Annotated in this window: 10 protein-coding genes; 6 read left to right on the forward strand and 4 right to left on the reverse strand. The window is 40.6% G+C overall.

The features are described from left to right. Window positions 1–120 precede the first annotated feature (120 nt). Window positions 121–1,539, reverse strand: coding sequence for an iron-containing redox enzyme family protein (locus ABZP31_RS13855; protein ID WP_075040524.1), 1,419 nt, complete (start codon window positions 1,537–1,539; stop codon window positions 121–123). Window positions 1,540–2,209: 670 nt separating this feature from the next. On the opposite strand from ABZP31_RS13855, the gene ABZP31_RS13860 reads away from it, so the two are divergent. The 5 genes from ABZP31_RS13860 to ABZP31_RS13880 all read left to right on the forward strand — a co-directional run bounded on the left by ABZP31_RS13860 (window position 2,210) and on the right by ABZP31_RS13880 (window position 7,362). Further along, window positions 2,210–2,680 (forward strand): CinA family protein, encoded by a 471-nt coding sequence (locus tag ABZP31_RS13860; RefSeq protein ID WP_005017921.1) that lies wholly within the window; start codon window positions 2,210–2,212, stop codon window positions 2,678–2,680. A gap of 52 nt (window positions 2,681–2,732) precedes the next feature. Continuing rightward, window positions 2,733–4,856, forward strand: coding sequence for a catalase HPII (katE, locus tag ABZP31_RS13865; RefSeq protein WP_138000923.1), 2,124 nt, complete (start codon window positions 2,733–2,735; stop codon window positions 4,854–4,856). A 313-nt stretch (window positions 4,857–5,169) separates the two neighbouring features. Continuing rightward, window positions 5,170–5,817, forward strand: coding sequence for a hypothetical protein (locus ABZP31_RS13870; protein WP_111282560.1), 648 nt, complete (start codon window positions 5,170–5,172; stop codon window positions 5,815–5,817). Between the two features lie 276 nt (window positions 5,818–6,093). Beyond that, entirely contained in the window at window positions 6,094–6,420 is a 327-nt protein-coding gene (locus ABZP31_RS13875; protein ID WP_005024124.1) for a hypothetical protein, read from the forward strand. Window positions 6,421–6,495: 75 nt separating this feature from the next. Then, window positions 6,496–7,362 carry an SDR family oxidoreductase gene (locus ABZP31_RS13880; protein WP_262475476.1) on the forward strand — a complete coding sequence of 289 codons (867 nt, stop codon included), beginning with the start codon at window positions 6,496–6,498 and terminating at the stop codon, window positions 7,360–7,362. Window positions 7,363–7,507: 145 nt separating this feature from the next. On the opposite strand, the gene ssb is transcribed toward ABZP31_RS13880, so the two are convergent. The 3 genes from ssb to ABZP31_RS13895 form a co-directional block, all read right to left on the reverse strand. Continuing rightward, on the reverse strand, window positions 7,508–8,092 hold the full coding sequence (ssb, locus tag ABZP31_RS13885) for a single-stranded DNA-binding protein (RefSeq protein WP_005017910.1): 585 nt from the start codon (window positions 8,090–8,092) through the stop codon (window positions 7,508–7,510). 51 nt (window positions 8,093–8,143) lie between these two features. After that, window positions 8,144–9,508, reverse strand: a complete 1,365-nt coding sequence (locus tag ABZP31_RS13890; RefSeq protein ID WP_262475475.1) for an MFS transporter — start codon at window positions 9,506–9,508, stop codon at window positions 8,144–8,146. Between the two features lie 148 nt (window positions 9,509–9,656). Continuing rightward, window positions 9,657–10,739 (reverse strand): DUF475 domain-containing protein, encoded by a 1,083-nt coding sequence (locus tag ABZP31_RS13895; protein ID WP_262475473.1) that lies wholly within the window; start codon window positions 10,737–10,739, stop codon window positions 9,657–9,659. Window positions 10,740–10,979: 240 nt separating this feature from the next. Here ABZP31_RS13895 and tenA point away from each other — a divergent pair, with 240 nt between their 5' ends. Then, window positions 10,980–11,654, forward strand: a complete 675-nt coding sequence (gene tenA, locus ABZP31_RS13900; protein WP_262475471.1) for a thiaminase II — start codon at window positions 10,980–10,982, stop codon at window positions 11,652–11,654. Window positions 11,655–11,734: the final 80 nt, after the last annotated feature.

The following is an 11,734-nucleotide window of genomic DNA, read 5'->3' on the forward strand; positions in this document are numbered from 1 at the left end:
ACTGGCTCAATGGTCAGATCTTGCTGTAGTTCATTTTCACAAAATAATTCGGGTATAGAATTGCGCTATACCCGATCATGTAAGAACTTTATATTCAAGAAAATTCCCGCCTAACTGAACTTAAACAAAAGAAGCTTTCAGAGCTGGAAACAGTGATCGTGTAAACTGATCCGTACTCCATAGCCCTACCGGGGTATGATGCATATGAGGTGCCAGATAAGGAAGTAACATATTCATACGCTTCTGGAAATCAGTTTCAGCCTGATAGGACTTCTTCAAAAAAGTCAGTTCAAAATCGACCATATCTTCTGGACGGTCCTGATTCTGGTTCTTCTGCTCATGCTTTCTTGCCCAACCACGCAAGCTGGTGGTTGAAGTACTTTGTGGACCCTGAATCCAGTCGTAAATCATCTGTTTTTCAGGATAGCTAAATACACCAAACATTTTACCGCGGTCATCATCAATCAATTTCCAGAAACGGCTTTCCTGTACATCTTCCCCCGGCTTGATCCAGTTTTTACGGATCAGGGCATCCAAGAAGGCCACTGTACTCTCATCATCCTGTAACCAGTCATTAATCTGCCGGTTTTCTATACGGCATTTATCACCATGAATAAAACGACCCACTTTGGCTTTCTTGATCAGAATTTTTTCTACATTACTGCGCAGATCAAGATTTTTAACTACCGCAGTGGAACCTATACCTACATCATTCAAGTAATAGCCAATTTTTACACGGCGCAAAAATTCTTCTTTATCCTGATAGCGCTGGGCAACTTTAAGTACACCTTCTAGGGCTTTCTGGGCATGGCCGTTATCAAAGTTATCAATCGTGATATGCAAATTAAAATAATGTGAGTCAATACCAAGTTCTTTTAACTCATAATTACTGATGAGTAAATGTAAGGGAAGCTGCTCATATCCCATGTTAAATCCTAACACTTCTGGAATATATTCAGCAGGTGCATAAGCTAAAGCCAGTTGCACCGCGGCCTGGATATAATGTTCATCACTCAAAAGATTTTCAAAATCGTTAAGTTCAAGCTGATCCAGTAATTGCTGATAGAGGCAGACATGGTTGAGTGAAGAAGATCCACCTCCCAGTTCATCCAGGTAAATCGAGATCGCTTCATTGTAAACAGGATTTTGCCAGTATTTGCACAAGCTATAGAGCCAAGAACCATCAACCATTTTGGTCGGGCCAATCTTGACCAGAAATTCTAGAGCTTCACCGACGTTTTTAAAATATTCACGGGCACCATTTTGCCTCCTTCGTTCCAGATAGCTCTGAAAAGATTCACATGCCTGAATATTTTTATTGTTGAGCCATGCCCCTAAATCTTCTAAATTTTGTGGAAACTCCTTTTCTTCAAGTGTAATTGTATCAATAAAACGCTCTAAATAAATTTCGGCGAATTTTTCCTTTTCAGCCGTATCCCGCTCAGGTTCAGAAAAAAATTTTACTGTTTCTTTATGAGATAAGGCCGGGCTTTTCTTCTGGGTCAGCTTTCTCACTGGCTGCGTTGTTGTGGTAACCATATTTCATTATCTCTTTTTTTAATCCACTCCTGTTAAGAAATAGCATTCCCCTCTTCTTTTAAATAAAGTTTGTGTTATCTCTGGTTAAGAACACGTAAAAATAAAGTTGTGTTTTAATAAATTTCTTTTATTTTCAAAAAACTAAAGACTATAAACTCTACTTTTATTTACATTTTAATATTTTGAAACACCTGGGATATTATTGTAGAAGTTTTTCATTAAATTTATTAATTCTAATATTCCCACAAATAACAATAAACCAAAAATATAGATTAATTTATTGATTTATATAAATAATTTAATAAATCTCAAATGCAGAAATTTTATTTCTCTTAATCATGCATGATTATATTTTTAAAGGAATGACCACCTTAAGTTTTAACTTTTAATTTAATGTGTAAGGATTGTGTATGTTGGATATATTTTTATACAACTGTTTATATAGCGATATGTAAATATTATAGAAATACAGAGAAACAATTATACTTAAGTCTTTATTTTTATTTATTTTATATTAGAAAACCCTATTTAACTTTTATATTCAAAAAGTATTAAGTATGTAAGTTGCTAATTCAATTTTGCCCATTTTCTGTTTTTATCTACCGACATCGCAATAAATTTAAAAAGCATTGCTCTAGAACTAAATCTAATAAGACAAGGGAGCTTCTAAATGTTTTATGTCTGTTGCAAGCACTTGGCAGATCTAGGCTTAAAAGTTGCGTTCATCGAAAGTGCAACAGCAGGTTATCTGGCTTATCAGTTTTCACTTAACCCGCATTCGGGTGAAGTTTTAATTGGCAGTTTGGTCTGTTATGACTTAAAAGTTAAAGAAAAAATCTTAAATATTCCTAAAGACCTGATTGAAGAGTATACGCCTGAGTCTCAGGAAGTTACTCATTATCTGGCTGAGCATGGTCATCATTTCTTTGATGCCGACATTATTGTGGCTTGTACAGGTCTGGTGAAACCTGGTGGTTCGGAAACACCAGAAAAACCTGTCGGGACCTTTTTCTATTCTATTTACTATAACGGCAAGGTTCATGATTTCAGATTCTATGCAGAGGGTGCGCCTGAAGAGAAGTTGCATAAAGTTCTAAATCAGGCTTGCCGTGAATTAAATCAGCTGATTCAACCTGAATAAGGGTTGTCTTTGAAGTTTGTAGTACACACACCTAAAACAATAGAGGCATGGTATGACGAATCAACATTATTCTAAAAGTGAGCTGGCAGGCGCCGACACACCAGATAAAGAAAACGATAACCTCAAGACTTTTGACTTAAATAGTGCACGAAGTGATGCTACGGGTCATGCACTGACGACCAATCAGGGTTTAAAAATTGCAGATAACCAGAATACGCTAAGAGCAGGTTCGCGTGGCTCTGCCCTGCTTGAAGATTTTATCATGCGGGAAAAAATTACCCACTTTGACCATGAGCGTATTCCGGAGCGGATTGTACATGCCCGTGGTTTTGGTGCACATGGCGTATTTCAGGCTTATGAAGGAAATGAACGGTTTACCAAGGCGGCCTTCCTGACTAATACCCAAATTACCACACCTATGTTTGTACGCTTCTCGACTGTACAGGGCTCACGCGGTTCACCAGATATTCCACGTGATGTTCGCGGTTTTGCCATGAAATTTTATACCACTGAGGGAAATTATGACCTGGTGGGTAACAATATGCCGGTCTTCTTTATTCAAGACGGGATAAAGTTTCCAGATGTCGTACATGCTGTTAAACCCGAACCACACAATGATATCCCTCAGGCAGCTTCAGCACATGATACTTTCTGGGACTTTGTTTCACTTACACCAGAGACAGCGCATCATGTAATCTGGCTAATGTCTGATCGTGCAATTCCACGAAGTTTCCGCGGCATTCAGGGTTTCGGGGTGAACACTTTCCGCCTGATCAATGCTGAAGGTAAATCTCACTTTGTGAAATTCCACTGGACCCCGATGCAAGGTGTATTCTCGGTACTCTGGGATGAAGCACAAAAAATCAATGGTAAAGACCTTGATTTTAACCGCCGTGAACTGTGGGATGCTATTGAAAGCGGTTTATATCCGGAATGGGAACTCGGTGTTCAGCTCATTCCTGAAGAGGATGAGCATAAGTTTGATTTTGATATTCTGGATGCCACCAAATTAATACCAGAAGAGCTGGTACCTGTAACTCCAATTGGTAAAATTACACTAAACCGTAATGTAGATAATTTCTTTGCAGAAACTGAACAGGTAGCTTTCTGTCCGGCACATGTTGTACCGGGTATTGATTTTAGTAATGACCCGTTACTACAGGCACGACTGTTTTCTTATACAGATACCCAGTTAATACGTCTTGGAGGTCCAAACTTCCATCAGATTCCAATTAACCGTGCCGTTTGTCCTTTCCATAATAATCAGCGTGATGGTTATCACCAGCGGATTGTGCATCAAGGTCAGGCAAACTATGAACCTAATTCGATTGATAACAACTGGCCACGTGAAACTCCACCGGCACCAAGTGGCGGTGGTTTTGAAAGCTACTATGAACGTGTAGATGCACATAAGGTACGTGAGCGCAGTGAGTCTTTTAATGATCACTTTAGTCAGGCACGTCTATTTTATGTTAGCCAGACTCCACATGAGCAACAGCATATTAAAGATGCTTATGTATTTGAGCTTACCAAAGTTAAACGTGCTTATATCCGTGAACGTATCGTCAATGAAATGCTCAGCTATATCGATGATGAACTGGCAAGTTATGTTGCACAGAAGCTTTCACTTCCTATGCCACCAAAACGCGAGCTAGCAACTGTTACTCCGTCAAAACGCCTGAGTCAGGAGGCCTTCCCGCCACTTGATATTCGTGCACGCCGTCTGGCCCTGTTGGTACAAGATGGCTTCAGCATGCAGGAATTTGAAACCATTCAGGACTGGGCAATCAAGGAAGGCGTTATCCTTGAATGTATCAGTGACCATAGTGGTTTCGTAACTTCTGATACGAACGCGACTTTACCACTCAAAGGAAACTATCAGTCAGAACCTTCGATTTTCTATGATGCAACTGTAGTACTTGGCGGTACCAAAGAAGTTGTACCAGATCAGGAAGGTTATTTGATGCATTATATTATGGAAACCTATAAGCATCTGAAACCACTGGTCTTCCTGAACGGGAATGAAAGATTAATTACTACCATGCCTCTTATTGAACCTGATGAAGGTGTAATTACTATGCCGAACTTTACAGCTGTTCAGGAACAGCTGAAGACTGCACTGCTCAAGCATCGCGTCTGGGCTCGTGAAATGCAGGCCAAAAAGATTCCGGCATAATTTTCTAAACTGTAATAATAAATAATAATAGGAAAAGCACTAAAGTGCTTTTCCTATTTTTTTTAATAAAGCAAAACTCATCTAGATAATCTTTAAATCTTATTTATATGTAACCAATGTAATATTAAATTAATTTAAGATTAACCTAAAACATAACAACCTCCTATTTTAATTACCTAATTCTATATTCTTATTTATTTTAAATAATTAATTTTAATTATTCAGCAACATGCTTAAACACTTCATAACCTAATTCTATGTTCTAATTATTTTCATGTGATGTATAGACTATTTTAAACACAAGAGGTGAGACATGAATAATATGAACAATCAAAATCAGGAAAATCAACAGCATTTGCAAAACCAGCAAGGACAGACTGGCGAACAGAAACAACAGGAAAATAATACCCAGAGCAAACAGGATCAGGGTATCCACCACCAGAACCAACAACTTGGCGTCGGGCAGGAAGGCCAGCAGAATGTTGAGCAACAACAGCAGCAAAGCCAGCAACATACCCAGCAGTCAGATCAGAAAGGCCAAGGTTTAGGACAGCCAGATCAGCAGAATTATAACCCGCAGGGTCAACAGAATCAGTATAATCAACAAAGCCAGCAAGGTTCATCTCAGAGTCAGCAGGGTCAAAATATGGGCCAGCAGGGCATGAGCCAACAAGGCCAAAGTCTGAATCAGCAAGGTGGTGTTGATAATAACCAGCAAGGAACTAATCGTGGTCAGGAAGGCCAAGGGCTGACAGGTACAGGCATGGGTGCTACCAGTCAGCATAATCAGCAAAGTCATGGCGGCCAGCCACAGCAAGTTAGCCCTGAACAGCAACAGCAGCAACGCACCACTCAGTATGAACAGGGTCAGCAGCATCAGCAAAATAGTAATAATGCAATGCAGCATGAAACCGATGATCAATATCGCTCTCGTCAGGAAGGTCAAAATGAAGATTATTAATCTTAGAAAATTAAGATTATTTTCATCTTTGGCTATTTGTTAATATAGATAGATTTAAATATATTACTTCTTTCTTAAAAATAAAAAATTTAATATCGGATATTTATATAATATCCGATTTTTTATATTTAATTTATTAAATAATATTTCAATGTAAAATTAGAAAACATAAAGCAGCAATCCCTCTATGTTTTAATATATTTTCCCAACATCTTTTTTAGTAAATAGCTTTTATATTTTAACTATAGATTTTTACTATAAAGCAGGAGATGTACAATGGTTGACGTAAATGAAAACCTAACGGATACGACCAGCACTTATAAAGACGATACACATCGTCAATCTCAGGAATATTGGAAGGAAAATTATAATAAGACTCCATATTATAAAGATGCATTAACACACTATCCTGACTTGGAATATGATCGTGATTATTCAGGTGCTTATAACTTGGGTTATACGAGCCGCCGAGAAAATGAAGGCCGTCACTTTGATGAGATGGAAGGCAGCTTGCAGCAGAAATGGGAAGAAACTAAACGTGAATCACGTTTAAAGTGGGAACAGGCTAAACATGCTATTAAAGATGCTTGGGACCGTATGTAATTATTTTAAGTCAAGGATTCAGAGTTCTCTGAATCCTTTTTATTTATTTTTTTATAACAATCATCCGGAGATCTTATGAATCAGTACCCAGCTACACCACCTGCACAGATTCAAACCCATCAACCGGGTAAACAGACCAAAATGAATCCCGAGCCTGAAATTATCAAGGCTTCCCATAAAGGTAGTGATAAATTAAAAGATAAAGTTGCATTGATTACTGGTGGTGACAGTGGAATCGGTCGCTCAGTTGCGTTGTTATTTGCACGTGAAGGTGCAGATATTGTGATTGCTTATCTAGAAGAAAGTCAGGATGCTGAAGATACCAAAGCAATGGTTGAACAGGAAGGCCGGCGTTGCCTTCTGGTAAAATGTGATATCCAGAAAAAAGAAGAAGTTGATCAGCTAGTTGAAAAAACTCTAAATGAATTCCAGAAAATTAATATTCTGGTGAATAATGCCGGGGTACAGTACCCACAGAAATATCTGACTGATATTCCGCAGCAGCAATTATTCAAGACTTTTGAAACCAATATTTTTTCAATGTTCTACCTGACCCAAGCAGTACTGCCTTATTTAAAAGAAGGTGACAGTATTATTAATACAACCAGCATCACCAGTTATCACGGACATGACCAGCTAATTGACTACTCGAGTACTAAAGGCGCCATTACCTCTTTTACACGTAGTTTATCGACTAATCTCCTTAAAAATAAAACAGGAATTCGTGTAAATGGTGTTGCGCCCGGACCAATCTGGACCCCGCTTATTCCAAGTAGCTTTGATGAAGAACAGGTTAAAGATTTTGGTAAGGAAACGCCAATGGAACGCATGGGCCAACCAAGCGAAGTGGCGCCTGCCTATCTATTTCTGGCTTCCGATGATGCCAGCTATATTTCAGGCCAGGTTATTCATGTAAACGGCGGTTCAATCGTTAATGGCTAATTAAAAATAGATTTGCAGTATTTTTACTTTTGATAGAACTTGCTCAACAACGACTCAGCTCTTTTTTTGAGTCGTTCTTTTTTATTTAAAAAATGAACGTAAAAAAGCAGACCCACGGGTCTGCTTTTTGTTTTATTAATACCAGTTAGAATGGCAGATCATCATCCAGGTCAGCCGGAACTTGAGAGGCTGGAGCTGACTGAGGAGCTTTAGGTGCGAAACCGCCCGGGTTATTATTGCCATAACCGCCACCTTGGTTGCTGTTATTATTAAAACCGCTACCCTGCTGGTTGCCGTTACCATAACCGCCCTGGCTACCCTGATTATTATTGAAACGTGGTTGACCATAGCCTTGATCACCACCAAAACCTGCACCTGCCTGATCGCCCTGCTGTCGGCCTGAGTCTAGCATCTGCATCTGTTCACCACGAATCTCGGTAGTATAACGTTCCTGACCGTTCTGGTCGGTCCATTGACGGGTACGCAATGAACCTTCAATATAAACTTTTGAACCTTTACGTAAATATTGCTGGGCAATTTCACCTAGACGGTTGTGTAGCACAATACGGTGCCATTCTGTCTGTTCTTTACGTTCACCTGTGCTTTTATCTGTCCACGATTCACTCGTTGCGATAGAAAACTGTGTTAAAGAGCCGCCATTTGGGAAAGTTTTTGTCTCTGGATCGCGCCCTAAAGTCCCTACTAAAATAACCTTATTTACACCACGCATCAGCTGTTCTCTTCCTATTCATTTCTATGTTTTACTTTATAAGAGTTATGCTTAAATGGCTACCTCTTTACCCAACAACTGCGTCAAATTATGTCGAGCAGCTGCATCCACCTGCTGTTTATCGACTTTAATATAGGCCAGTTGCTGTTCAGGCATCACCACGACCTCTTCAATACCACGAATCGCCAATAACTTAGAAGTCCATTCATCTGTTTCCTGCATTTCTGGCAAGCTTAAAACCAGTGAAGTTAAATAGCGTGGCTGAGCCAGACCAAAACTGATGAATAACCAGATTATGGCAATTGCTGTCAGGATACTCCAGCCTAGAGAAGTATTATGCAAAGTCAGCAGGAAACCGCCCAGTGTTCCTCCGAAAAAGGCACCCAGAAACTGGCCACTGGCATTGACACCCATGGCGGTAGCCTTAGACTGCAAAGGTGCAGATTTGGACAGCCAGGACGGCAATAATGCTTCCATCACATTAAAAGCAATAAAGAAAAACCCAAGGCCGGTCAGCAGGATATATTTAGACTCAAAGCCAAAAATCATGATCAGCAGGCCTAATATAACTCCAGTAATTGCCGTCAAAAAGATTCCACGCATTTTGCGATATTTTTCCGCCAGGATAATACTGGGAAAAGCAAAAAACAGACTAACTACCAAAAGCGGTAAATAGACCATCCCATGACTGGCAAGCGGAATATGAGCAAATTCAATCAGCTGTGAAGGTATATATACAAACATTGCGGTAAGCAGCAAATGCAGGCTGAATACTGAAAAATGCAGACGGTTCAGGTCACCCATTTTCAGGACCTGCTTAAGCTGTTGCAAATAGCCTTGTGAAAAATTCTTATGATGACGAGTGACCTTAGGCACCATGAATAACATCAGAATCGCCAGAAGTCCCATGACTGTGGTTACCCAGAACAGGCCGGAAATACCGACAATTCCTGTAAGCCAAGGACCCAGACTAAAAGCTACTACGAACGACAGGCCGATACTCATGCCCATCACAGCCATTGCTTTAGTACGCTGCTCTTCACGGGTTACATCAGCGAGTAAAGCCATCACTACCGCTGAAACTGCACCACCCCCGGCAATAGCACGGCCAATAATCACGCCATAGATAGTCTCTGACATGGCAGCAATTGTACCGCCCAGAGCAAACAGCAACAAGCCAATCACTATAAGAGGTTTACGGCTGAATCGATCTGCCAGCAAGCTGAATGGAATTTGAAGAATCGCTTGGCTCAGACCATATATACCCACAGCCAGGCCCAACAATGCTGGTGTCGCATACTGATATGACTGTCCTGCTACAGAGAATACAGGAATAATCATGAACAGGCCCAACATGCGTAAAGCAAAGATACTGCTTAAGGCAAAAGTTGAACGGCGTTCTAAGGCATTCATCATAGCAACAGGCTTATTAGAAAATAAGATGAATTATAAGATAAAGCAGCTCAAAGCGCGTAGCTCTGTTATTCGAAATAACGATATTAATGACAATAAAAAAGGGTATATGACTATACCCTTCAACTTATTCTGAGTTTAAAAATATATTCTAACCAAGACGTTCTGTCCGTTTACGATACTGGATTGAAGCCAGTACTGCCCAGACAATAAATGCTACCCCGATCAGGCCGGTTACCACTTCAGGAATATGTACGCCTGTGCCACTTGCCAGCATGATGATGGCCAGTGCGCCAATTGCATAATGCGCACCATGTTCAAGGTAGATGTAAGCATCCAGTGTACCTTTTTCGACCAGATAAATAGTCATGGAGCGGACGAAAATTGCACCAATTGCCAAGCCTAGCATAATAATAACTACATCACTGGTAATTGCGAAAGCTCCAATTACACCGTCAAAGCTAAAAGATGCATCCAGCACTTCAAGATACAGGAAACCGCCGAAACCTGCTTTTACTACACCGGTTACTGCGCCCGTGCTGTCATGTGTAACAGCGTTACCTTCTTCATCAATTTCCGGTTCACCGCCTAGCAGATGACTAAGTACCTGTACCCCGATATAAATTACAATTCCCCAGATACCGGCCATAGTTACGACTAGACGTTTTGTCTCGTCTACATTGGCAGCCACTACCAGCAAAGCAATCAGGGCAATAAATACAGACATGGCCGGTACGCTGGCCAAACTGGTTAAGCGTCGCTCCAGCCAGCGAAACCAGTGAGTATCTTTACCTTCATCCAGGAAGAAATTCAGAAAAACCAGAAGCAAGAAAGCTCCACCAAAAGCGGCAATTTCAGCATGATGGTCCATCAACCGCTGCGAATAGGTCGCTGGATCATTAAGTGCCAGTCTTACCACTTCCATTAATCCCATATCAGCAGTGACTGCAACAATCACCACAGGGAAAATCAGACGCATACCGAAAACCGCAATTAAGATACCAACTGTCAGGAAGATCATTTTCCAGAAGTGGTCCCAGTTACGTAGTACTGAGGCATTGACTACGGCATTGTCAAATGACAGAGACACCTCCATTACTGCCAGGATGGCCGTGATGGTCAGAGCCTTGAACATGGTTTCTATACCTGCTTGAGGCCCATGGGTATAGCCCCAATAAGCTGACAGTGCGAGACACACCACCGTAAAAAAAATGGAAAATCGGAAATGCTTCATGGATAAACCTATTCGCAATGAATGTTTTAAAACCTGTTTGAACCGGAGAAATCTACGGCATCTTGTTCCAATAATTATGACCTGTTTTTTTTGAAGCCGGTAAAAACTTTTTGATCAGTGAGCAACCTGATGTATTAAGGAGTTTAAGTTATATTCAAGAGCTCATGGTCTTATAGATAACATCCTATAGTATTGGGATATTTTAAGTATTTTTTAACGCTTACCTTCAGGAGTATAAAATTGCATTTTTCACAATTACTGTGGCGGGATAATCTGGGTTTATATGAACGAATCCTCAAGATGCCTTTCAACCAGGAACTGATGCAGGGAACCTTATGCAAAAAAATCTTCACTCATTATATTATTCAGGATGCACATTATCTGCTTGCCTACGGCCGTGCCCTTGCAGTTTGTGCAGCCAAGGCTGCAAATGCCGAGGAAGTGATTCAGTTTTCTGAAGCTGCACGGGTAGCAATTGTATTTGAACGTAGCCTGCATAAGGATTTCATGCAGAAATTCGGTATTAGCCCAGCCCAATTTGCAGCTACACCATTGACTCAAGCCTGCCATCATTACACATCATTCCTGAGTGCAACTGCCTGGTCAGAAAGCTATCCGGTGGTTCTGGCTGCCCTGTTACCCTGTTTCTGGATATATGCTGAAGTCGGCAGATATATTGTTGAGCATTCAGCGCCCGACAATCCCTATCAGGCCTGGATTGATACCTATGCGGGTGAAGAGTTTCATCATGCGGTAAGGGAAGTGATCATGACATTGGACCGGGTGGCTCAGCAGTGTGATCAAGAGACATTAAATAAAATGCAGCAAGTTTATAAACGTGGTGCTGAGCTGGAGTGGATTTTTTGGGACAGTGCCTACCGGCAGCGGGACTGGCCTGAAGGTTTAAGTGAATAGTAAAACAATGTGACATAAACTGACGCTTTAAAATCATAAAAACTACGCTTGAACATTTTTAAAGCGCTACCATATATAGA

Source organism: Acinetobacter sp. FL (genome assembly GCF_040744925.1).
Taxonomy (GTDB): Bacteria; Pseudomonadota; Gammaproteobacteria; order Pseudomonadales; family Moraxellaceae; genus Acinetobacter; species Acinetobacter radioresistens.

Bases quoted from the DNA above. Each gene is read 5' to 3' on its own strand.
- ABZP31_RS13875 (WP_005024124.1), top strand. From the start codon at position 6,094: ATGGTTGACGTAAATGAAAACCTAACGGATACGACCAGCACTTATAAA.
- ABZP31_RS13895 (WP_262475473.1), bottom strand. From the start codon at position 10,739: ATGAAGCATTTCCGATTTTCCATTTTTTTTACGGTGGTGTGTCTCGCA.
- katE (WP_138000923.1), top strand. From the start codon at position 2,733: ATGACGAATCAACATTATTCTAAAAGTGAGCTGGCAGGCGCCGACACA.
- ssb (WP_005017910.1), bottom strand. From the start codon at position 8,092: ATGCGTGGTGTAAATAAGGTTATTTTAGTAGGGACTTTAGGGCGCGAT.
- ABZP31_RS13855 (WP_075040524.1), bottom strand. From the start codon at position 1,539: ATGGTTACCACAACAACGCAGCCAGTGAGAAAGCTGACCCAGAAGAAA.
- ABZP31_RS13880 (WP_262475476.1), top strand. From the start codon at position 6,496: ATGAATCAGTACCCAGCTACACCACCTGCACAGATTCAAACCCATCAA.
- ABZP31_RS13890 (WP_262475475.1), bottom strand. From the start codon at position 9,508: ATGATGAATGCCTTAGAACGCCGTTCAACTTTTGCCTTAAGCAGTATC.
- ABZP31_RS13870 (WP_111282560.1), top strand. From the start codon at position 5,170: ATGAATAATATGAACAATCAAAATCAGGAAAATCAACAGCATTTGCAA.
- ABZP31_RS13860 (WP_005017921.1), top strand. From the start codon at position 2,210: ATGTTTTATGTCTGTTGCAAGCACTTGGCAGATCTAGGCTTAAAAGTT.